19 protein-coding genes, 1 tRNA gene and 1 pseudogene are annotated in these 20,555 nt (G+C 76.0%); 11 read left to right on the top strand and 10 right to left on the bottom strand.

The window, feature by feature from the left end:
• Positions 1-2: 2 nt before the first annotated feature.
• A complete protein-coding gene (locus ITJ85_RS08440) occupies positions 3-227 on the bottom strand; it encodes a hypothetical protein (RefSeq protein ID WP_217912659.1) in 225 nt (74 codons plus the stop codon).
• A 667-nt stretch (positions 228-894) separates the two neighbouring features.
• Positions 895-979, bottom strand: a tRNA-Leu gene (locus ITJ85_RS08435).
• Positions 980-2,128: 1,149 nt separating this feature from the next.
• Between ITJ85_RS08435 and ITJ85_RS08430 the strand changes: the two genes are divergently transcribed.
• Positions 2,129-2,458 (top strand): hypothetical protein, encoded by a 330-nt coding sequence (locus tag ITJ85_RS08430; RefSeq protein WP_217912658.1) that lies wholly within the window; start codon positions 2,129-2,131, stop codon positions 2,456-2,458.
• Here the strand turns inward: ITJ85_RS08430 and ITJ85_RS08425 are convergent.
• From ITJ85_RS08425 to ITJ85_RS08415, 3 genes are all read right to left on the bottom strand, one after another.
• Entirely contained in the window at positions 2,455-3,888 is a 1,434-nt protein-coding gene (locus ITJ85_RS08425; RefSeq protein ID WP_246496348.1) for an NAD-dependent malic enzyme, read from the bottom strand. The two genes, ITJ85_RS08430 and ITJ85_RS08425, sit on opposite strands and share 4 nt — an antisense overlap.
• Positions 3,889-3,979: 91 nt before the next feature.
• Positions 3,980-4,360, bottom strand: a complete 381-nt coding sequence (locus tag ITJ85_RS08420) for an ATP-binding protein (RefSeq protein ID WP_217915912.1) — start codon at positions 4,358-4,360, stop codon at positions 3,980-3,982.
• A 60-nt stretch (positions 4,361-4,420) separates the two neighbouring features.
• Entirely contained in the window at positions 4,421-4,807 is a 387-nt protein-coding gene (locus ITJ85_RS08415) for an ATP-binding protein (protein WP_217915911.1), read from the bottom strand.
• A 102-nt stretch (positions 4,808-4,909) separates the two neighbouring features.
• On the opposite strand from ITJ85_RS08415, the gene ITJ85_RS08410 reads away from it, so the two are divergent.
• The 8 genes from ITJ85_RS08410 to ITJ85_RS08375 all read left to right on the top strand — a co-directional run bounded on the left by ITJ85_RS08410 (position 4,910) and on the right by ITJ85_RS08375 (position 12,681).
• Complete coding sequence (locus ITJ85_RS08410) at positions 4,910-5,677, top strand: STAS domain-containing protein (protein ID WP_217915910.1); 768 nt, start codon at positions 4,910-4,912, stop codon at positions 5,675-5,677.
• Between the two features lie 39 nt (positions 5,678-5,716).
• Positions 5,717-8,302, top strand: a complete 2,586-nt coding sequence (gene polA / locus ITJ85_RS08405) for a DNA polymerase I (protein ID WP_217915909.1) — start codon at positions 5,717-5,719, stop codon at positions 8,300-8,302.
• Positions 8,299-8,541: a hypothetical protein gene (locus ITJ85_RS08400; RefSeq protein ID WP_217915908.1), complete on the top strand. Its 243-nt coding sequence runs from the start codon at positions 8,299-8,301 to the stop codon at positions 8,539-8,541. The genes polA and ITJ85_RS08400 overlap by 4 nt, the downstream gene beginning before the upstream one ends.
• 17 nt (positions 8,542-8,558) lie before the next feature.
• The gene (locus ITJ85_RS08395) at positions 8,559-9,266 is read left to right on the top strand and encodes a DUF4395 family protein (protein ID WP_217915907.1); all 708 of its coding nucleotides are present in this window, start codon (positions 8,559-8,561) and stop codon (positions 9,264-9,266) included.
• 244 nt (positions 9,267-9,510) lie between these two features.
• Positions 9,511-10,818 (top strand): 30S ribosomal protein S1, encoded by a 1,308-nt coding sequence (gene rpsA, locus ITJ85_RS08390; protein ID WP_343233008.1) that lies wholly within the window; start codon positions 9,511-9,513, stop codon positions 10,816-10,818.
• A 43-nt stretch (positions 10,819-10,861) separates the two neighbouring features.
• Positions 10,862-11,473, top strand: coding sequence for a dephospho-CoA kinase (gene coaE / locus ITJ85_RS08385; protein ID WP_217915944.1), 612 nt, complete (start codon positions 10,862-10,864; stop codon positions 11,471-11,473).
• Positions 11,454-12,140, top strand: coding sequence for a lytic transglycosylase domain-containing protein (locus ITJ85_RS08380; RefSeq protein WP_217915905.1), 687 nt, complete (start codon positions 11,454-11,456; stop codon positions 12,138-12,140). The genes coaE and ITJ85_RS08380 overlap by 20 nt, the downstream gene beginning before the upstream one ends.
• Before the next feature lie 4 nt (positions 12,141-12,144).
• Complete coding sequence (locus ITJ85_RS08375) at positions 12,145-12,681, top strand: DUF1697 domain-containing protein (protein WP_217915904.1); 537 nt, start codon at positions 12,145-12,147, stop codon at positions 12,679-12,681.
• Positions 12,682-12,717: 36 nt separating this feature from the next.
• Here ITJ85_RS08375 and ITJ85_RS08370 read toward each other — a convergent pair whose 3' ends face one another.
• Positions 12,718-13,107 carry a VOC family protein gene (locus ITJ85_RS08370; protein WP_217915903.1) on the bottom strand — a complete coding sequence of 130 codons (390 nt, stop codon included), beginning with the start codon at positions 13,105-13,107 and terminating at the stop codon, positions 12,718-12,720.
• 305 nt (positions 13,108-13,412) lie between these two features.
• On the opposite strand from ITJ85_RS08370, the pseudogene uvrB reads away from it, so the two are divergent.
• Both uvrB and ITJ85_RS08360 read left to right on the top strand, forming a co-directional pair.
• Positions 13,413-15,398, top strand: a pseudogene (gene uvrB / locus ITJ85_RS08365) (excinuclease ABC subunit UvrB); the annotation flags it as partial.
• A gap of 167 nt (positions 15,399-15,565) precedes the next feature.
• A complete protein-coding gene (locus tag ITJ85_RS08360) occupies positions 15,566-15,811 on the top strand; it encodes a hypothetical protein (RefSeq protein WP_217915901.1) in 246 nt (81 codons plus the stop codon).
• A 105-nt stretch (positions 15,812-15,916) separates the two neighbouring features.
• Here ITJ85_RS08360 and ITJ85_RS08355 read toward each other — a convergent pair whose 3' ends face one another.
• The 4 genes from ITJ85_RS08355 to pta all read right to left on the bottom strand — a co-directional run bounded on the left by ITJ85_RS08355 (position 15,917) and on the right by pta (position 20,548).
• Complete coding sequence (locus ITJ85_RS08355; protein ID WP_217915900.1) at positions 15,917-16,414, bottom strand: VOC family protein; 498 nt, start codon at positions 16,412-16,414, stop codon at positions 15,917-15,919.
• A gap of 147 nt (positions 16,415-16,561) precedes the next feature.
• Positions 16,562-17,212 (bottom strand): nitroreductase family protein, encoded by a 651-nt coding sequence (locus ITJ85_RS08350; protein WP_217915899.1) that lies wholly within the window; start codon positions 17,210-17,212, stop codon positions 16,562-16,564.
• A gap of 4 nt (positions 17,213-17,216) precedes the next feature.
• Entirely contained in the window at positions 17,217-18,461 is a 1,245-nt protein-coding gene (locus tag ITJ85_RS08345; protein ID WP_217915898.1) for an acetate/propionate family kinase, read from the bottom strand.
• Entirely contained in the window at positions 18,458-20,548 is a 2,091-nt protein-coding gene (gene pta, locus ITJ85_RS08340) for a phosphate acetyltransferase (RefSeq protein ID WP_217915897.1), read from the bottom strand. Before pta ends, ITJ85_RS08345 begins: the two co-directional genes overlap by 4 nt.
• Positions 20,549-20,555 lie beyond the last annotated feature (7 nt).

Raw genomic sequence — 20,555 nt, 5'->3', positions numbered from 1 at the left:
GGCTAGCCGAGCTTCAGGATCGCGTCCATGAGCGCCTCGTCGGCCGTGCCGCCGAAGCCCTCGACGAACCTTCCGCCCCGCACGAGGTGGACGTGCATGCCGGGCAGGGGCACCTGTGTGTCCGGGGTCGGCGGCGTGTTGCCGGGCGTGACCGGGTCAGGGCCGAAGACCTCCCATCCCTCTGCGCGCAGATCGGCCAACGCAAGCCGCATCGGGGCGGTCAACATGGACGTCACCGATCCTTTCCCGGACGATCAGCCCACCCGTCCCCGACCGCATACCCGCGACGACGACCTCCGACGCCCGCCGGCGAACGAACCCGCGCGTGGCATCCGCCCGGCGAGCGCCGGGCGGGCCGCCGTCTGCCGCGACCGTCCTGCGCCGAGCCGGCCCCGTGCGACGACGTGGCCGCCGCCTCTGGCGCCGCGTCCGGCCCACGGCATGCGCGGGTCGAGGCGCCGGCCCCGAGCCCGGCGGCCCGAGGCCCCGACGCCTCCCGTGCGGCGCGCGAGGGGCCGACGCGGTCGCCAGGGTCACCCGCCCGCTCGGTGCGCCGCGGCGGACCGTGGTGGGGCAGCGCGTCGCACGCGGGTGACCGTGGCGCCTGAGCGGCGTGGAGCGCGTCGCAGGGCGTCGGTGAGCTGCTCGCTCCGTCGCTGCCGCTGCGCGCGCCCGCAGCCGCGGACGGCTCCGAGCTGCCGTCGACCCGTCCCGGTGCGCACCGCGAGCACGGCGGTGAGGAGCGCGATGCGGACATCGTCCGGTCGGCCGTGCGCTGCGGCGGTCGCGTGGCCCACGAGGCCCGGGGCGACGCCGGGCTCCTCGGGCCGGGCCGCCCCGTCCCGCACCCTCATCGCGGCTGTCGCCCGACGCTGCAGGGGCGCGGAGCGCCAGTGGGGACGGGGGGATTCGAACCCCCACGGGGCCTTCGCCCCAGCGGTGTTTGAGACCGCCGCGTCTACCGTTCCGCCACGTCCCCCGGCGCCCAGTGTAGTGCCGCGGCCGGCGCCCCCGCTCGACAGCCGCCGACGTATGTGCCGATGCGAGGGGGCACGCGAGGCCAGGGGAGGACGCATGCGCGATCGAGCCGCGGGGACGGGGTCCCTGGCTCGCGGAATGGCGCCGGCGCACCGACGCGCCGATGATGGCGCACCTGCCGCTGGGCCTGGCCGCCCTCGCGGCCGCGCTGGGCCCCGATGAACGGCGCCGGTCCTGCCCCCCCCGCGCGGCGGCGGGCTCGGCCTGGGCGGCGCGATGCTGACCCGGGCGCCGGCCGGGCGGCTGATGGCGGCCACGGTCGTCGCGACCGTCGTGGCCCGTGTTCATCCAGCGGGCCGGCGGGATGCTGGAGCCGCACCTCGCCGTGTTCGTGGCGCTCGCGGAGCTCGTCACCCCCCGCGACTGGCGGGTGCTCGTGCGGGCCGCCCCCTGCATCGCGGTGCAGCACCTCGGCGAGGCCCGCCTGCAGGCGGGCGCCACGGCGTGCGCGTGGTGCCGGCCGACCGCGCGGGCGACGACATCATCCTGTTCCACGCGGTGGTCGTGGTCGCGGAGACGTCAGCGCCCGGCTCCACCGCCCACGCACCCGCGCGCGAGCTGCGCGACGCGGAGGCGCCCGACGCGATGGACGAGGCGACCGACCGGGCGCGCGCGACCGTGGCCCGGGTGGCCGAGGCCGCCAGGCGCCGGGACGCGGCCGCAGCGGGCACGTCGCGCGTGCCGGGCGCGGCCGGCGTCGCCCCGTCCCAGATCGCCGCGGGCGTGGGGCAGACGGCGGGGCCGCCGCCGCGGAGGCCGTCGGCGGCGTGCGCACGGTGGCGGGGGCGACCCGCGCCCCGGCGCGGGCACGGGACGGCGTGGCCGGCGCGGCCGGGCTGGTGTCGGGCCCCGGGGGGACGAGCGCCACGAGGCCCGGATCAGCGCCCACGTCTCCGGCATCGCCGACCAGACCCACCTGCTCGCCCTGCACGCCGCCAGCGAGGCTGCGCGCGCGGGCGAGCCCGCCGCGGCGTCGCCGTGGTGGCCGACGAGGTGCGCAGGCGCCGGCAGAGGGCGCGCGCGGCCAGGTCGCGTCGATCGAGCGCATCGCGACCAGGTCCGCCTGGGCACCGACGCCGCGCTCGAGGCGATGGCCGCGAGGCGCGACGACGCCGCCGACGGGGCCGCGCGGGAGGCGGGCACGGGCGCGGCCGTCGGGTCCATCCGGGCCGAGGTGGCGCGCCTGACGGCCGCGGTCGGCCGGGTGGCCGCGGCCCGCAGCCGGCTCGAGTCCGGCGCCGTGGCGGCGGTGGCGGCGATCGCCCGAGGGGGCGCGGCCGCGGCGGAGCGGATCGCCGCGTCGGCCCGCCGCCTGGCCGCCGGGGCGCGCGAGTCAGCGAGCCGGTCGGGGCCGTCCGGCCGGCGTGAGGCCGGCACCGGGGCCGGGGCGCGGGGCGCCCCGGCCGGCCGGCGTCGCTAGGCCTCGTCGCCGACGGTGGGCACGCGCCGGGCCAGCCCCTCGGCCTGCGCCACCTCGATCACCTTCGCGGCCACCGCCGGGGCGACGGCGCGGTTGAACACGCTCGGGATGATGTAGTCCTCGTTGAGCTCGTCCTCCGGGATGCAGCCGGCGATCGCCTCGGCCGCGGCCACCTTCATCGCCTCCGAGATCTGGGTCGCCCGGCAGGCGAGCGCGCCCTTGAAGATGCCCGGGAACGCCAGGACGTTGTTGATCTGGTTGGGGTAGTCCGAGCGCCCGGTGGCCATCACGCGCACGTGGGGCGCGGCGACCTCGGGCATGATCTCGGGCGTCGGGTTGGCCATCGCGAAGACGATCGGGTCCTTCGCCATCGTCTTCAGCTGCTCCACCGAGAACGTCCCCGGGCCCGAGAGGCCGAGGAACAGGTTCGCCCCCCGGATCGCCTCGGTGAGCCCGCCGCGCACGCCCTCGGGGTTGGTGTGCTCGGCGTACCAGTCCTTCATGAAGTTCATGTTCTCGGTGCGGCCCTTGTAGATGGCGCCCCGGGAGTCGCAGCCGATGAGGTTGCGCACGCCGGCGTTCATGAGGATCTTCGAGCAGGCCACGCCGGATGCGCCGACGCCCGAGACCACCACCTTGAGGTCCTCGATGCGGTCGCCGGTGATCTTCAGCGCGTTGAGCAGCGCCGCGAGCACGACGACGGCCGTGCCGTGCTGGTCGTCGTGGAAGACCGGGATGTCGAGCGTCTCCTTGAGCCGGTCCTCCACCTCGAAGCAGACCGGGGCGGCGATGTCCTCGAGGTTGATGCCGCCCCACGCCGGCGCGATCGCGGTGATGGTGCGCACGAGGACGTCGGCGTCCTTCGAGTCGATGCAGATCGGGTAGGAGTCGACGCCGCCGAACTCCTTGAAGAGCATGGCCTTGCCCTCCATCACCGGCATGCCGGCGGCGGCCCCGATGTCGCCCAGGCCGAGCACCGCGGTGCCGTTGGTGATCACGGCGACCATGTTGCGCTTGAGGGTGAAGTCGAAGGCCTTCGAGCGGTCCTCGGCGATCGCCCCGCAGACGCGCGCGACGCCGGGCATGTAGGCCACCGAGAGGTCGTCGCGCGTCTCGAGCGGCACGCGCGTGGTCATCGCGATCTTGCCGCCCTGGTGCATGCGGAAGGTGCGGTCGAACGAGGACAGCACCGTGACCCCGTCCAGGCCGCCGGCCGCGGCCACGATGGCGTCGGCGTGCTCCTGGTCGGAGGCGTTGACCACCAGCTCGCGGATGGTGGTCCCGAAGGCGGCGCCCACCAGGTCGATCGCCCCGATGTCGCCGCCTACCTCGCCGATCGCCGTCGTCAGCCGCCCGAGCAGGCCCGGCTGGGCCGAGTCCATCTCGACGCGGAGGGTGACGCTGTACTGGGCGCTCGGCGTGACGGCCAAGGGTGACTCCTTGCAGGGGCGGTCGCCGCCCGGTTGACGGACCGCCAGCATATCGGCACGGCCGGCCGCGACGGGCCGGCGAGCGGCGTCGCTACAGCGCCAGCTCCGCCCAGACCCGGAAGCCGCCGCGCGCGTCGACGCCCCACCGGGCGGTCAGCGCCTCGACCAGCGGCAGCCCGCGGCCGCCCTGGAGGCCGTCGAGCGGCATGTCCAGCGGCCCCGGTGTGAACCCGGGCCCGCCGTCGCCCACCTCGAGCCGCAGCGTCGGGCCGACCTCGAGGCGCACCTCGATGTCGCCGCCGCCGCCGTGCACGACGCAGTTGGTGACCAGCTCGCTGAGCACGATCGCCGCGTCGTCCAGCACCCGCCGCGGCAGCCCCAGGTGCTCGAGGCCGCGGCGGGCGCGCCCCGGTGCGGACGCGTCCGGGCGGAGGCGGAGGACGACGGGCTGCGGGGCCGGAACGGACGCCACGGCGGTATCTATACCCCCTCTCGCATGATGTGTGGGCGCGCGCGCGATGCGTGCGGCCGCCTACGCGCCGACCTCGGCCCAGACCGTGCAGCCGTCGCGGCCGCCGTCGACGCCCCAGCGCAGCGCGAGGGCGGCGACCAGCGGCAGCCCGCGCCCGCCCTCGACGCCGCCGACCGGCATCGCCGCCGGGCCGGGCTCGAAGCACGGGCCGTCGTCCCAGACCTCGACGCGCACGGTGGGGCCGAGGCGCGCGCGCAGCGTGATCGCGCCTCCGGCGCCGTGCATCACGCCGTTGGTCACGAGCTCGCTGACGATGATCGCCAGGTCCTCCCGCACGGCGCGCCCCACCGGCAACCGCTCGAGTGCCCGCCGTGCGCGGCCGGGCGCGGACGCGTCGGCATGGAGCCGCAGCTCCAGCCGGGGCGAGGGGTGAGGTGCGGGCGGCACGCGGTCCCTGTACCCACGGCGCCCGCGATGCGCACGCGGCGGTTCCGGCGGATCGTGCGCCCGTCGGCTGACGCCCGGAAGGGCGCGAAATAGACTCGGGTGGTGCGCGAGCCCGCCTGCACGGTGCGCGTCTGGACGCTCCGGGACCACCGCTGGATCGTGGTCGCGGGCGAGCTCGACATGGCGGCGACGACCTGGCACGGCCACGAGCTGCAATCCATGATGGAGGAGGGCGAGCGCTGCGTCATCGACGCCCGCGGCGTCGGCTTCGTCGACGCCGCCGGATACCGCCTGCTGCTCGAGCTGGACGAGGCGGCGCGCGCACACGGCGGCGAGCTGACCGTGGTGCCCTCGCCGGCGCTCCGGCGCATCTGCGAGCTGCTCGACGCGGCGGGGCGCATCCGCTTCAGCGCGCCGGAGGACCTGTTCACCGAGGTCGTCGCGCCCGTGCGGGGCGAGGGCTCGATGCGTGCCTCGGTCATCGACCTCGAGCAGCGCAACGCCGAGCTCGAAGCGGCCAACGACGCGCTGGCGGGCCGTCTGGCGAGCGCGCGCGCCGGCGTGGTGGTGCTCGACGCCGAGGGCGGCGTGCGGTTCTGGAGCCCGTGGTGCGAGGCCGCCTGGGGCGTCTCCGGCGACCAAGCGGTGGGCGCGCGGTTCCTCGACCTCCGCACCGGGCTGCCGGCGGGCGAGGTGCGGAGGGTGCTGGACGAGGTGCTCGCCGGCGACGTGGACGTGGCCGAGATCGCCGTCGACGCCACCATGCGCGACGGGCGCGCCGTGCGGCTGCGGCTGGTCGGATCGCCGCTGCCGGGGGCGGACGGGGCGTCGGCCGGGGCCGTGCTGCTGATGGAGACCGAGTCCGGCTGACCGCGGGGGGCGCGCCGGCGCCCCGGTATCCTGGCGCCGATGTCCGACGCCGTGGCAGCGCCTCCGGAGGCGCCCCTGCTCCTGATCGACGGCAACAGCCTCGCCTACCGGGCGTTCCACGCCCTGCCGGACACCATCGCCACGGCCGACGGCTTCCCGACCAACGCCCTCTACGGGCTGGCCGCGATGATGATGAAGATGCTGGTCGAGGAGCGGCCGGGGCGGGTGGTGGTGGCCTGGGACGCCAAGGGCAAGACGTTCCGCCACGAGGCCGAGCCGACCTACAAGGCGAACCGCAAGGAGACCCCCGACCTGCTGCGCGAGCAGTCGGTGCACTTCCGCCCGCTGATGGAGGCCTTCGGGTTCGTCAACACCGAGCTGCCGGGCTACGAGGCGGACGACATCCTCGGCACCCTGGCGCGCCGGGCCGAGGCGGCCGGGCGGAGCGTGGTGATCCTCACCGGCGACCGCGACGCATTCCAGCTCGTCTCCGACCGGGTGAGCGTCATGGCCACCGGGCGGGGCGTCACCGACACGACGCTCTACACGCCCGAGGCGGTCGTGGAGCGGTACGGGATCGGCCCGGACCTCATGCCCGACTTCCGGGGGATGGTGGGCGACCCGAGCGACAACCTGCTCGGCGTGCCGGGCATCGGCGAGAAGGGCGCCTCGCAGCTGCTGCAGAAGTACGGCAGCCTCGACGCGATCCTCGAGCACGCGGGCGACCAGACGCCGAAGCGCCGGGAGGCGCTCACCGAGCACGCCGACCAGGCGCGCAGGACCCGGGGGCTGGCCGTCATCGACACCGACGCGCCGGTCGACCTCGACCTGGACGACGTCCCCGCCCTCGAGTTCGACGAGGCGCGCATGGCGGCCCTGCGGGAGGTCTTCGACCGCTTCGAGTTCGGCAGCCTGCTGCGCCGCCTGGACGAGCTGGCCGACGGCGGCGCGGCCGCCGCGCCCCCGCCGGCGGCGACCGTCGTGCGCGCCCAGGCGGTCGATGCCGCCCCCGAGGACCTCGGCATGCGCTTCGCGGGCGCCGAGGGGCTCGCCCTGGCGCTCGGGGAGGACGGCTGGGCGGTGGCCGGCCCCGGCGACGAGGTGCCCACCGGCCCGCCCGGCGAGGGCACCGGCGCGGCGCTCGCGGCGGCGCTGGCCGGGGCGCCGGTCGCCTGCCACGACGCGAAGGCCGTGGTGCGCGACACCGGCGAGGCGCTGCGGCCGGTGCACGACACGATGATCGCCGCCTACCTGCTCGAGCCGCGGCGGCGCTCCTACGCGCTCGAGGAGCTGGCCGAGAGCGCCGGGCTGGGCGTGGAGGGCGACCCGCCGCCGCGCGTGCGCGACGCGGTGCTCGTGCGCGAGCTCGCCGCCCGCCAGCGCGTGGCGCTGGCCCGCGAGGGCCTGGAGACGCTCTACCGCGAGATCGAGCTCCCGGTCACGCGCGTGCTGGCCGCCATGGAGCGGGTGGGGGTCAGGCTCGACGTGCACCGCCTGGGCGAGATCGCCGGCCGGGTGCGCGACCGCGCCGACGAGCTGCGCGACCGCATCTGGGAGGAGGCCGGCGGCGAGTTCGTGATCGACTCGCCCAAGCAGCTCGGACAGGTGCTGTTCGAGCGGCTCGGCCTGCCGACCTTCCGCAAGGGCAAGACCGGCTGGAGCACCGACCGCAAGGTGCTGAAGCTGCTGGAGGACAAGCACCCGATCGTGCGCCTGATCGGCCAGTACCGCGAGCTGACGAAGCTCGACAACACCTACCTGTCGGCCCTGCCGGAGCTGGTCGACGAGCACGATCGCCTGCACACGACCTTCAACCAGACCGTCGCCGAGACCGGGCGGCTCTCCTCGACGAACCCCAACCTGCAGAACATCCCCATCCGCACGCCGCTCGGACGCGAGATCCGCGGCGCCTTCACCACGGACCCGGGGTGGGTGCTGATCTCGTGCGACTACAGCCAGGTGGAGCTGCGCATCCTGGCCCACACCTCCGGGGAGCCGGCCCTGGCGGACGCCTTCCGGCGCGGCGAGGACGTCCACCGGGCCACGGCGGCCGAGGTGTTCGGCATGGCGCCGGCCGACGTCGACCGCACCACCCGCGACCGGGCCAAGGCGGTCAACTTCGGCATCGTCTACGGCATCAGCGACTTCGGGCTGTCCGAGCAGCTCGGCATCCCCCGGGCCGACGCCAAGCTGTACATCGACGCCTACCTGGCCCGCTACCCCCGGGTGCGCTCGTTCATCGACACCACGATCGCCGCGGCCGCCCAGGACGGCTACGTGACCACCCTGCTCGGCCGGCGCCGGCCCATCCCGGAGCTCGGCGGGCGCACGGTGGCCCAGCGCAACCTCGGCGAGCGGCTGGCGGTCAACACCGTGATCCAGGGCACGGCCGCCGACATCATCAAGGCCGCCATGGTCGGCGCGCACCGCGCGCTGGCCGAGGAGGGCCTGCGGGCGCGGCTGCTGCTGCAGATCCACGACGAGCTCGTGCTGGAGGCGCCACAGGAGGAGGCCGCCGCCGCGGCCGCGGTGGTGCGCTCGGCGATGGTGGGCGCCTACCCGCTCGACCCGCCGCTCGCGGTCGACGTCGGCATGGGCGAGACCTGGCTCGAGGCCAAGTCGTGAGCGACGACCACTACCGCGTGCTCGAGGTCGACCCCCGGGCGCGCCCCGAGGTCATCGCGGCGGCCTTCGCCGTGCTGCGAGAGCTCTGCCTGCGCAGCGACGACGACGACGCGCCGCGGCGCCTCGCGGCGCTCAACGCCGCGCACCGCACCCTGGCCGACCCGGCCCGGCGCGCGGCCTACGACGACGCGCGCGGCCCGGGCGCGCGCGGCGGGGGAGGGCCCACGGTCGTCGATTGACCGCTATCCTGCCGGGAATGCAGACTTTCCCAGCGGTCAACCCCGTCGTGCCCCGTGCCGCCCAGGGCGTCACGGGCCTCCTCTGCGTCGCGGCGCTCCTGCTCGACGCGCCGGCCGCGGTCGCCGTCGCGCTGGCGCTCGTGCTGGTGGCGCTGCTCGCGCCCGCCGCCTCCCCGGTCGCCTGGCTCGCCCGGCGGATGGCGCCGCCGGCCGCGGCGCTGGAGCCCGCCGCCCCGGTGCGCTTCTCGCAGGCGCTCGCCGCGGGCTTCCTCGCGCTCGCCCTGATCCTGCTCGCGGCCGGCGCCGCCGTGGCCGGCTGGATCGTGGTGGCCGGCGTCGCCGCGCTCGCGCTGCTCTCGGCCACGACGGGCCTGTGCGTGGGCTGCGAGGCCTACCGGCTCGTGCTGGCCGCGCGCCGCTCGCGCGGCGCCGGCGCCGACGTGCGGGCCGACCTCGGCCTGCGCGGGGAGGGGCCGTGGCTCGTGGTGCTGACCGCCCCCGGGTGCGCCCGCTGCGAGCCCGTCGCCCGCGCCGCCGAGCGCGCCGCCGGCGGGCGCCCGGTGGTGCGCGTGAGCCTGGCCGAGCGGCCCCGCGCCGCGACGCTGCCGGTGCGGAGCGTGCCGGCGCTGCTGGCCGTGGGCGCCGACGGCCGCCTGGTGGCCGCGCGGGCGGGCGGCATCGGCCCGCCGGAGATCGACGGCGTGCTGGCGGCGCTGCCGGCGTAGCCCCGGGGCGCCCGTCCCGGCGGGCGCCCGTCTATACTCCCGTTGCCCGGGCGCGCCCGGACCGTCGGTCCGTGCCCGGACCCACCTGCCCCTACGAGGACGTTCCCATCCCATGACGACTGACCAGCCCCAGATCACCGCCCCGGCCGAGGCCGTCGACCTCGACGAGCCCGTCATCGACCTCGACTTCGACACCCCCGTGCGCACGCTCGAGGGTCCCGAGTACGTCGAGATCGACGGGGAGATGGTGCCCAACTACGACGGCACCCTCGCCCTCTTCGACGAGGGGGACGTCGTCAGCGGGAGGGTGGTCCGCATCGACAAGGACGAGGTCCTCGTCGACATCGGCTACAAGAGCGAGGGGGTCATCCCCCTTCCGGAGCTCTCGATCCGCAAGAGCGTCAAGCCCGAGGAGGAGGTCCAGCTCGGGGAGTGGGTCGACGCCCTGGTCATGCAGAAGGAGGACCAGGACGGCCGGCTGGTCCTCTCCAAGAAGCGGGCCCGCTTCGAGAAGGCGTGGAAGCGCATCGAGGCGGCCGCCGCCGCCGGCGAGCACGTCGAGGGCACGGTCATCGAGGTCGTGAAGGGCGGCCTGATCCTCGATCTCGGGGTGCGCGGCTTCCTGCCCGCCTCGCTGGTCGACATCCGCCGCGTGCAGGACCTCGATGAGTTCCTCGGCCGCAAGCTCGAGTGCAAGGTCATCGAGCTCAACCGCAACCGCAACAACGTGGTGCTGTCGCGGCGCGCGGTGCTCGAGGACGAGCGGCGCGAGGTGCGCCAGAAGATCCTCGACGAGCTGCAGCCCGGCCAGGTGGTCGAGGGCACGATCTCGAACATCGTCGAGTTCGGCGCCTTCGTGGACCTGGACGGCATCGACGGCCTGATCCACATCTCCGAGCTCTCGTGGAGCCACGTGAACCACCCGTCCGAGGTGCTCGCGATCGGCGAGAAGGTCAACGTCAAGGTGCTCGACATCGACCGCGACCGCCAGCGCATCTCGCTCGGCCTCAAGCAGACGCAGGCCGACCCGTGGCAGAGCGTCATCGAGAGCTACCAGGTCAACGACGTCGTCGAGGGGCGCGTCACGAAGGTCGTCACCTTCGGCGCCTTCGTCGAGATCCACGCGGGCGTCGAGGGCCTCGTGCACATCTCCGAGCTCGCCAGCCATCACGTGGAGAACCCGCGCGAGGTGGTCAACCAGGGCGACGTCCTGGCGGTGCGGATCATCGAGATCGACGCCGACCGCCGGCGCCTCTCCCTGTCGCTGAAGCGCGTGGCCGACAGCGACGAGGTGCACCACCACCTGCCGGAGGAGATCCGCCAGGCGGTGGCGCAGGTCGGCCGCGGAACCGGGCCGGCGGCGCTGGCCGCGGCCGAGGCCGAGGCCCAGGCCGAGGGCGAGGGCGAGGGCGCGGAGGACGCCGAGGGCGTGGCCGAGGCCGGGGACGCGGGCGAGGCCGAGATCGAGGCGGGCGACGAGGCGGCCGAGATCGGCTCGGCCGACGAGGGCGTCGGCGAGGCGTCGCTCGCCGACGACGACATCGAGGCCTGACCCGCCGGGGGGGCGCGGCGCCGCCGCGCCCCCCTGCGTCGCCCTGACGGGCGGCATCGGATCCGGCAAGTCCGAGGCCCTGCGGGCGTTCGCCGGCTGCGGCGCGGCGACCCTCTCCAGCGACGAGGTCGTGCACGAGGTGTACGCCGACCCCGGGGTGCTGGCCGTCGTGCGCGAGCGCTTCGGCGAGGGGGTGGTCGGGGCGGGCGGGACGCTCGACCGCGCGGCGCTCGGCGCGCTGGCCTTCGCCGATCCGGACGGGCTGCCGTTCCTGGAGCGCCTGGTCCACGGCCGGGTCGGCCGGCGCCGGCGGGAGTGGATCGGCGAGCAGCTCGCCCGTCCCGACCGGCCGGCGCTGCTGGTCTGCGAGGTGCCGGTGCTGTTCGAGGCCGGCCTGGAGGACCAGTTCGACGCCGTGCTGGTCGTGACGGCGTCCGACGCGGTCCGCCGCGCCCGCGTGGCGGCGCGCGGGCAGGACTTCGACGCCCGCAGCGCCCGGCAGGTGCCGGAGGCCGAGAAGGTGGCGCGCGCCGACCGGGCGTACGTCAACGACGGGTCGCTGGAGGCCCTCCGGGCCTGGGTGGCCGACCGGTACGCCGAGTACGCTGGACGCCCATGCGGTCCCCCCGGTCACAGTGAGCGAGCGCCTGGCTGAGGGCCGCGGGGCGGTGGCGCCGCGGCCGCCGGCGCGGCACGGCGCGCCCGCGCCCCGCGCCGCGCGCGGCCGCTCGCCGCGGCGCCGGCTGGCGCTCGCGCTGGTGCTGCTGGCGGTGGTGGGCGGCGGGCTGGCCGCCTGGCACCAGGTGCACTCGGCGATGCCGGCCTGGTACGCCCGCCTGTGGTATCCGCTGGAGTACGAGGAGGCCATCCGCGAGGAGGCCGCCCGCAACGGCCTGGACCCGGCACTCGTGGCCGCGGTGATCAACACGGAGAGCGGCTTCGCGCCCGACTCGCGCTCCAGCCAGGGCGCCGTCGGCCTGATGCAGCTCCTGCCCGCGACCGCCGAGTTCGTCGCCCGCCAGCCCCGGCGGCCGAGCCCGCCGCCCGACCGGCTGCTCGACCCGGAGGTCAACGTCGCCTACGGCACGCGCTACCTGCGCTACCTCGTCGACCGGCACGGCACCGTGCCGCTCGCGCTGGCCGCCTACAACGGCGGCGAGACGAACCTCGCCGACTGGCTCGACCGCGCGGCGTCCCGGGGCGGGTCGCTGCGCATCCCCGAGGACATCCCCTTCAGTGAGACGCGCGCCTTCGTGGGGCGGGTGCTCGAGGCGGCGCCGATCTACCGGCGCGCCTACGGGGAGCGGCTCGGCGGCGGGTAGGGGGGTGGCGCGGCGGGCCGCGCTGCTGCGCGGCGTGAACCTCGGGCCCGCCCGGCGGCTGGCGATGCCGGCGCTGCGCGACGCGCTCGCCGCCGCCGGCTACGACGGGGTGGCCACCGCGCTGGCGAGCGGCAACGTGGTGCTGACGACCCGCGAGCGCCCGTCCGTCACGGAGCGCCGCGTGCGGGAGGTCGTCGCGGAGCGCTTCGGCATGGACGTCGACGTGGTCGTGCGCACCGCGGCCGAGATGGGGGCGATCGTGGAGGGCAACCCGCTCGCGGACGTCGCCGACGACTCGCGGCGGCTGCAGGTGATGTTCCTCGGCGGCGAGCCGGCGGCCGGCGCGCTCGAGGGCCTGGAGGCCATGGACCTCGGGCCGGACGCGGTGCGCGTGCGCGGCCGCGAGGTCTACGTCTGGTCGGGCGGCGGCATCGCGCGCTCGCCGGCGCTGAAGGAGCTCGGCCGGCGCCCCCTTGGCGTCACGGCGACCGCGCGCAACTGGAGCACCGTGCTGCGGCTGCGCGGGATGCTGGAGGCCTGAGGCCGGCGCCGCCCGGCGAGGGCGCCGGGCGCCCGCCTACCCCGCGCGGCGCTCGATCAGCTCGATCCGGTAGCCGTCCGGGTCGCGCACGAAGCAGATGCGCGAGCCGCCGGGCCGCGAGGCGTAGGGCGGCTTCTCCGGCTCGATCCCGTGCTCGGCCAGCCGGGCGAGCTCGGCGTCGAGGTCGGGGGTGGTGAGGGCGATGTGGCCGTAGGCCTCGCCGTGCCCGTAGGGTTCGGTGCGGCCGTCGTTGAGGGTCAGCTCGAGCCGGGCGCCGTCGCCGGGCAGGCCGAGGAAGATGACGGTGGCCGTATCGCCGCCCACCCGCGCGCGGCGGCGCTCGTCGAAGCCCAGCACGCCGTAGAAGGCGAGCGAGCGCTCCTCGTCGAGGACGCGGATCATGGTGTGGTCGAGCTCGAACGGCATGGCGGCGGGCCTCCGTGGCGCGTGTGACGCCCGCCAGCCTCGCACACCGCCGCGACGCCGCACCCGGGGTGTCACGGCCGGCGGCGCCGTCGCGACGCCGCCGGCCGAGGTGCGAAGCCCCGCGTCCCGGTCGCGGGGCCAGGTGTGAAGCGAGGCGGCCTCCCGGATCCGCCGCACTTCACGGAGGGCACGATAGGCCGGGGCCCGGCGCCCGCTCGTTGGCCCGCCGCCGAAACCGGCCGCCCCCCGCCTTGGCCCGGCGGCGGCATCGGAGGGGACGCCGACGGCGGCGCTACCCTGTCCGCATGGCGACGGTCCCGTTCGAGGTCTCCCCGGCCTACACCCCCACGGGCGACCAGCCCAAGGCCATCGAGGAGCTGTCGGCCGGGCTGGCCCGCGGCGACCGCTACCAGACGCTGCTCGGCGTCACCGGCTCGGGCAAGACGTTCACGATGGCGCAGACGATCGCGCGGGCACGGCGGCCGGCGCTGGTCATCGCGCACAACAAGACCTTGGCCGCGCAGCTCTGCAACGAGTTCCGCGAGCTGCTGCCCGGCGCGGCCGTCGAGTACTTCGTCTCGTACTACGACTACTACCAGCCCGAGGCCTACATCGCGGCCACGGACACGTACATCGAGAAGGACTCGTCGATCAACGACGAGATCGACCGCCTGCGCCACGCCGCCACCGCGGCCCTGCTCGCCCGGCGCGACGTGGTGATCGTGGCCTCGGTGTCGTGCATCTACGGCGTCGGCTCGCCGAAGCTCTACGCCGACCGGGTGCTGCTGCTGACGGTGGGGGAGGAGTACCCCCGCGAGGCCATGTACCGCCGGCTGGTGGAGACGCAGTACCAGCGCAACGACACGGCGCTGGACCGCGGCCGCTTCCGGGTGCGCGGCGACACGCTCGAGGTGCAGCCGGCCGACTCCGAGACGGCCTACCGCGTCTCCATGTTCGGCGACGAGGTGGAGCGCGTCCACGAGTACGACCCGCTCACCGGGGAGATCATCGCCGAGCTCGGCCACGTCGCGATCTACCCGGCGACCCACTACATCACCCCGCCCGAGACCATCGACCGGTCGCTGCGGGAGATCCGCGAGGAGCTCGAGCAGCAGGTGGCGATGTTCGAGTCGGCGGGCAGGCTCGTCGAGGCGCACCGCCTGCGCCAGCGCACCGAGTACGACATGGAGATGATCCGCGAGCTCGGCTTCTGCTCGGGCATCGAGAACTACTCGCGCATCCTCGACGGCCGCAGCCCGGGCGAGCCGCCGTACACGCTGCTCGACTTCTTCCCCGACGACTACCTCTGCTTCATCGACGAGTCGCACAACACGATGGGGCAGCTGCGCGGCATGTACGAGGGCGACCGCTCGCGCAAGCTGGCGCTGATCGACGCCGGCTTCCGCCTGCCGTCGGCGCTCGACAACCGGCCGCTGCAGCTGCCGGAGTTCCTCGACCGGGTGGGGCAGCTCATCTTCGTCTCCGCGACCCCGGGCGAGTTCGAGCAGCGCGCCTCGGAGAACGTGGTCGAGCAGATCATCCGGCCCACCGGGCTCGTCGACCCGGCGGTCGAGGTGCGGCCGACGCATCACCAGATCGACGACCTGCTCGGCGAGATCCGCACCGTGGTCGAGCGCGACGAGCGCGCGCTGGTCACCACGCTCACCAAGAAGATGGCCGAGGACCTCACCGAGTACCTGGTCGAGGCCGGCGTCCGGGCCCGCTACCTGCACTCCGAGATCGACACGCTCGAGCGCATCCGCATCGTGCGGTCGCTGCGCCTCGGCGAGTTCGACGTGCTGGTGGGGGTCAACCTGCTGCGCGAGGGCCTCGACCTGCCCGAGGTTTCGCTCGTGGCGATCCTCGACGCGGACAAGGAGGGCTTCCTCCGCGGCACCACGTCGCTCATCCAGACGATCGGGCGGGCCGCCCGCAACGTGGCCGGCCGGGTGGTGATGTACGCCGACCGCGAGACCGACGCCATGCGGACCGCCATCGACGAGACCAACCGGCGCCGCGAGATCCAGGTCGCCTACAACGAGGAGCACGGCATCACGCCGGCCTCCATCACGAAGGGCGTCTCGGACATCGTGGAGCTGCTCGGGCTCGACGAGGGGCCCGAGGCGCCACGCGCCCGCCGCCGCGGCGAGCCCGACGCCCTGGCCGACGTCGGCGCCGACGAGCTCGAGCGGATGATCATCGAGCGCGAGCAGGAGATGTTCGCCGCCGCCGAGGACCTGCGGTTCGAGCTCGCCGCCCGCCTGCGCGACGAGATCGCCGACCTGCGCCGCGAGCAGCGCGAGCGCTCCGACGCCGGGGAGGGGGCCGCCCCGGCCGGCGGCGCCCCCGGCGACGAGGGGGGCGACGGGGCGGGCGGCGCGGGACGCCCGCGGCGCGGCGGCTCGGCGCCCGTGCCGCGCACGTCGCAGCGCCGGGCGGCCGGAAGGAGCCGCCGGCGGTGAGCGGCCAGGGACCGGACGATGTCGTCTTCCGGTCCCTGGCCGCGCCCGGCCTGGAGGAGGACGACCTGTTCGCCGCCCTGCAGGGGCTGCCCGTGCCCGGGCCCTTCTGGGGCGACGGGTGGGGCCGCGCGCCCGCGGCCGACCTGCCCTGGGACGAGGAGCGCGAGCGCCGCCGGCGCCACGAGGAGCTGCTGCGTAAGTGGGAGGCCGCGGGCGGCGAGGGCGAGCGGCCCGTCGCCTGAGGGCCCCGCGCGCGCCGGCCGCGGCGTCGGCCGGCGCGCGCGCTCGTCCGGCGCCGCACGCGCCCTCCGGCCGCGTCGGGCGCCGCAGGGCGCGGTCGGCCGCCGTCAGGCCGGGTCGTGCCCCCACCGCACGGCCGGCTCGTCGCCGACCGTCGCCCCCGGCGCCCAGGTGACCTCCCAGGCCGTGCCGCCGGGGTCGCAGAAGACCGCCGACCGCCCGCCCCACGGCTTGTCCTCCGGCTCGGTGACGATCGTCGCCCCGGCCCGCCGCGCCGCCTCGACCGCGGCGTCGACCTCCTCGCCGGAGCGCACGTTGACCGCCAGCGTCGCCGTCGGCGCCGGGTGTCCGAGCGCCCGGACCGGCGCCACCACCTCCGGCCCGGCCTCGTCGAGCGTCCACAGCGCCAGGGCGGCGCCACCCATCGTGAACGCGGCGTGGTCGTCGCGCGGCGGGCCCGCGTGGGGCCACCCGAGGCCCTCGTAGAAGCGGCGCAGGCCGGGCACGTCATCGGTGAACAGGGTCACGACGCTGAGGCGTGGCGGGAGCACGGTCCGGTTCTCCTCGTGGGTGGCGACGGCGGCTGCGGCCATGGTCGCGGACACGGCGGACGGCATCGCGGGCGCCGCGTCCGCCGTCGCGCCATTCGACGCGGACCCCGCGCGCCATTCGGCGCGAAGCCCGCGCGCCACTTGGCGCGAAGCCAGCGCGCCACTTGGCGTGGACCCCGCGCGCCACTTGGCGCGAGCCCCCTACCAGGCCTCCCACCGGGCGAACTCCCCGAGCGGAGCCCGGGGCGCCGGCCGGAACCCCGACCCCACCACGTGGGCGACGGGGATGAGGGCGGCCTGCGAGTACTCCTCGTACGGGATGCCGAGGAGCTCGGCCGCCTCGCGCTCGTGGAAGAGGTGGAGGGTGGTCCAGGCCGACCCGAGGCCGCGCGCGCGGGCGGCGAGCATGAAGCTCCAGGCAGCCGGCAGCACCGACCCCCACGCCGACGCCTGGACCACCTGGGGCGCGCCCTCGGTGCGGCCGCGGTGGCAGGGGATGACGTGGACCGGCACCTCGCCGAGGTGCTCCGCGAGGTGCGCCGCCGAGCGGCCGATGCGGCGCTGCTGGGCGGGCGTCGACGGGGTCGCGGCCGCGCCGGGCCTGCCGGCGCCGACGCCCTCGGCCAGGTAGCGGTCCCACGCGGAGCGGTACAGCTCGCCGAGGGCCCGGCGGCTGCCGGGGTCGGTGACCACGACGAACACGGCGCCCTGCCGGTTGCCGCCGCTCGGGGCCTGCTGGGCCAGCGCGAGGCACTCCTCGATCAGGCGTCGCTCGACCGGCCGGGTCAGGTCCAGCCGGCGACGGACGCTCCGCGTCGTGGAGAGGAGCTCGTCTGCGGAGGGCGGCTCCACGGGCTCAGGCGGGCGGCGTGGCCGCCGCCGCCGCCCCCGCGGTCGCCGGGTCCGCCGCCCCCTCCACGACCGCCATCGTGTCGAGGGCGATCGCCAGCTCCTCGTCGGTCGGCACCACCAGCACGTCGACCGCCGCGCCGTCGGGCGAGATGCGCCGGGGGCCGTCGCCGGGCGCCGCGTTGCGCGCCGGGTCGACCGCGACGCCGAGGAAGCCGAGCCCCTCCGCGGTCGCGGCGCGGGTGGCGGCGTCGTTCTCGCCGATGCCGCCGGTGAAGGCGAGCAGGTCGATGCCGCCCATGGTCGCGGCGTAGGCGCCCACGTACTTGCGCAGCCGGTGGGCGGCCACGTCGAGCGCCAGCCGGGCGTCGGCGTCGCCGGCCTCGGCCAGGCGGCGCACCTCGCGCATGTCGTTGCGCCCGCTCAGCCCCTTCAGCCCGGAGCGGCGGTTGAGGAGGTCGTCGATCTCGTCGACCCCCATGCCGGCCGCGCGGTGCAGGTGCAGCAGCACGCCGGGGTCGATGTCGCCGCCCCGGGTGCCCATCACGAGGCCCTCGAGCGGCGTGAGGCCCATGGACGTGTCGACCGGAGCGCCGTCGACCACCGCCGAGGCGGAGGCGCCGTTGCCGAGGTGGAGGATCACCTGGCGCAGCCCGTCGGGGCCGCGGCCGATCGCCTCGGGACCCCTGCGCGAGACCCAGCGGTGCGAGGTGCCGTGGAAGCCGTAGCGGCGGATGCCGTGCGCCTCGGCCGTCGCGCGGTCGATGGCGTAGGTGGCGGCCGCCGGCGGCAGGTCATGGAAGAAGGCGGTGTCGAAGACCGCGACGTGCGGCACCCCCGGCAGCAGCTCGCGCGCCACCGTGATGCCGGCCAGGTTGGGCGGGTTGTGCAGCGGCGCGAGCGGGGAGAGGCGGTCGATGGTCGCGACCACCTCCTCGTCGATGAGCGTGGGCCGGTCGAAGCGGCGGCCGCCCATCACCACGCGGTGGCCCACGGCCACCACGCCCGCCTCGGCCAGCGGGGGCCCGGCCTCGTCGAACAGCCCCAGCACCGTGCGGAGCGCGTCGCGGTGGGTGGGGAGCGCCTCCTCGCGCGAGGTGGTCGCCCCGGCGTGGACGTGCCGCACGGCGGCCGAGCCCTCGCCGATGCGCTCGACCAGGCCGCGCGCCACCCGCGCGCCCTCGCGCGGGCGCAGCAGCTCGTACTTGATCGACGACGAGCCGCAGTTGAGCACGAGGACGGCGCCGCTCACCCGGCCGCCGCCGCCTCGCGCTCGGCGTCCATCGCCGCCGCCTGCACGGCGGTGATCGCGATCGTGTTCACGATGTCCCGCACGGTCGCCCCGCGCGAGAGGTCGTTGACCGGCTTGTTGAGCCCCTGCAGCACGGGGCCCACGGCGACCGCGCCCGCCGTGCGCTGCACGGCCTTGTACGTGTTGTTGCCGGTGTTGAGGTCGGGGAAGACGAACACCGTCGCCCGGCCGGCCACGTCGGACCCGGGCATCTTCGTGCGGGCCACCGAGGCGTCGACCGCCGCGTCGTACTGGAGCGGCCCGTCGACCAGCAGGTCGGGCCGGCGCTCGCGCACCAGCCCGGTGGCGTCGCGCACCTTGTCCACGCCGGCCCCGCTGCCCGAGGCGCCGGTGGAGTACGACAGCATCGCGATGCGCGGCTCGATGCCGAACCAGGCCGCGGTGCCGGCGGCCGAGATCGCGATGTCGGCGAGCTGCTCGACGGTGGGGTCGGGGATGACGGCGCAGTCGCCGTACACCAGCACCCGGTCGGCCAGGCACATGAAGAACACCGACGAGGCCACGGAGACGCCCGGCCGCGTCCTGATGATCTCGAAGGACGGCGTGATCGTGTGCGCCGTCGAGTGCGCGGCGCCCGAGACCATGCCGTCGGCGTCGCCCATGTGGACCATCATCGTCCCGAAGTAGGAGACGTCGGCCACGATCGCGCGGGCGCGCTCGAGCGTCATGCCGCGGTGGGCGCGCAGCCGGGTGTACTCGACGGCGTAGGGCTCCAGCAGGTCGGAGGTCGCAGGCTCCACGATCCGCGCGCCCCGCAGGTCGAGCCCCAGCGCCACCGCCCGGGCGCGCAGGGCGGCCTCGGGGCCGAGCAGGGTGAGATCGACGACCCCCCGCGACAGGAGCGTCGACGCCGCCCGCAGCACGCGCTCGTCGTCGCCCTCGGGCAGCACGATGTGCCGCCGCCCGGCCCGCGCCCGCTCGATGATCATCGCCTCGAACATCAGCGGCGTGACCACGTCGCTCGCCGGCACGTCGAGGATGGTCATCAGCTCGTCGGCCGGCACGTGCCGCTCGAACACGCCCAGCGCCGTGTCGACCTTGCGACGGCTGTCGCCGAGACCGCCGCGCGTGGTGGCGACGATGCGGGCGGCGTCGTAGGAGTTGTGGTCGGTCATGACCACGGGCAGGTGCTCGTCGAGGGCCTGGACGAGCCGCACCACCTCGTCGCCCGGGTGGTAGCCGCCGTTCAGCACCACGCCGGCGAGCGTCGGCATGCCGGGGGCCGCGTGGGCGGCCGCCAGCGCCGCCAGCAGTTCGGGGCGGTCGCCGGCCGCCACGCACAGCTGGCCATCGACCAGCCGCTCGAGCACGTGCTCCACGTTCATGCCGCACACGAGCATCTCCTCGGCGGCGCGCTCCAGCAGGGCCGGGTCGCCGAGCAGCAGGGTGCCGTCGAGCGCGCCCATCAGGTCCTTGACGAGCGGCGCCGACAGGAGCGGGATCTCCGGCAGCGCCCACGTCGGCAGGCCGGTGCCCGCGAGCGACGCGCGCACGTCCTCGAGCGCCCCCGCGTCGCAGCGGTTGACGACCACGGCCGCCGTGCGCGCGAGCCCCTGCGCGAGCTCGCCGCGGCCGATCGCCACGAGCTGGACGATCTCCTCGGGCGAACGCCCCCGCCCGCTGACCACCAGCAGCACGGGCGCGCCGAGGTTGGCGGCCACGCGCGCGTTGAAGGCGAGCTCCGCCGGGCTCGCGACGTCGGTGTAGTCGGAGCCGAGGATGATCACCACGTCGCGGTCGCGGGAGGCGTCGCGATAGCGCTCCACGATGGCGGCCAGCGCGGCGTCGGGGTCGGCGTGGACGGCGTCGTAGGTGACGCCCACGCACGACTCGGGCGGGACGTCGGCGTCGAGCCGGCCCAGCAGCACCCCCAGCGGGCGGTCGTCGCCGGCGGCCGCGCGGGTGACCGGGCGGAACACGCCGACGCTGCGGACGCGGCTGCTCAGGACCTCCGCGAGGCCCAGGGCCACGACCGACTTGCCGGTGTGACCCTCCGGCGACGCGACGTACAGGCTCTTCGTCGGCACCCCGGGA

Source organism: Miltoncostaea marina (genome assembly GCF_018141525.1).
GTDB classification, from domain to species: Bacteria; Actinomycetota; Thermoleophilia; order Miltoncostaeales; family Miltoncostaeaceae; genus Miltoncostaea; species Miltoncostaea marina.
Note: the sequence above shows the minus strand (reverse complement) of the source record. Positions and strands in the feature narration are given on the sequence as shown.

What these genes read in the sequence shown, in the direction of transcription:
- ITJ85_RS08440 (WP_217912659.1), bottom strand. Translation starts at nt 227, where the DNA reads ATGTTGACCGCCCCGATGCGGCTTGCGTTGGCCGATCTGCGCGCAGAG.
- ITJ85_RS08430 (WP_217912658.1), top strand. Translation starts at nt 2,129, where the DNA reads ATGGCCGCGAGGCGCGACGACGCCGCCGACGGGGCCGCGCGGGAGGCG.
- polA (WP_217915909.1), top strand. Translation starts at nt 5,717, where the DNA reads ATGTCCGACGCCGTGGCAGCGCCTCCGGAGGCGCCCCTGCTCCTGATC.
- ITJ85_RS08395 (WP_217915907.1), top strand. Translation starts at nt 8,559, where the DNA reads ATGCAGACTTTCCCAGCGGTCAACCCCGTCGTGCCCCGTGCCGCCCAG.
- rpsA (WP_343233008.1), top strand. Translation starts at nt 9,511, where the DNA reads ATGGTGCCCAACTACGACGGCACCCTCGCCCTCTTCGACGAGGGGGAC.
- ITJ85_RS08370 (WP_217915903.1), bottom strand. Translation starts at nt 13,107, where the DNA reads ATGCCGTTCGAGCTCGACCACACCATGATCCGCGTCCTCGACGAGGAG.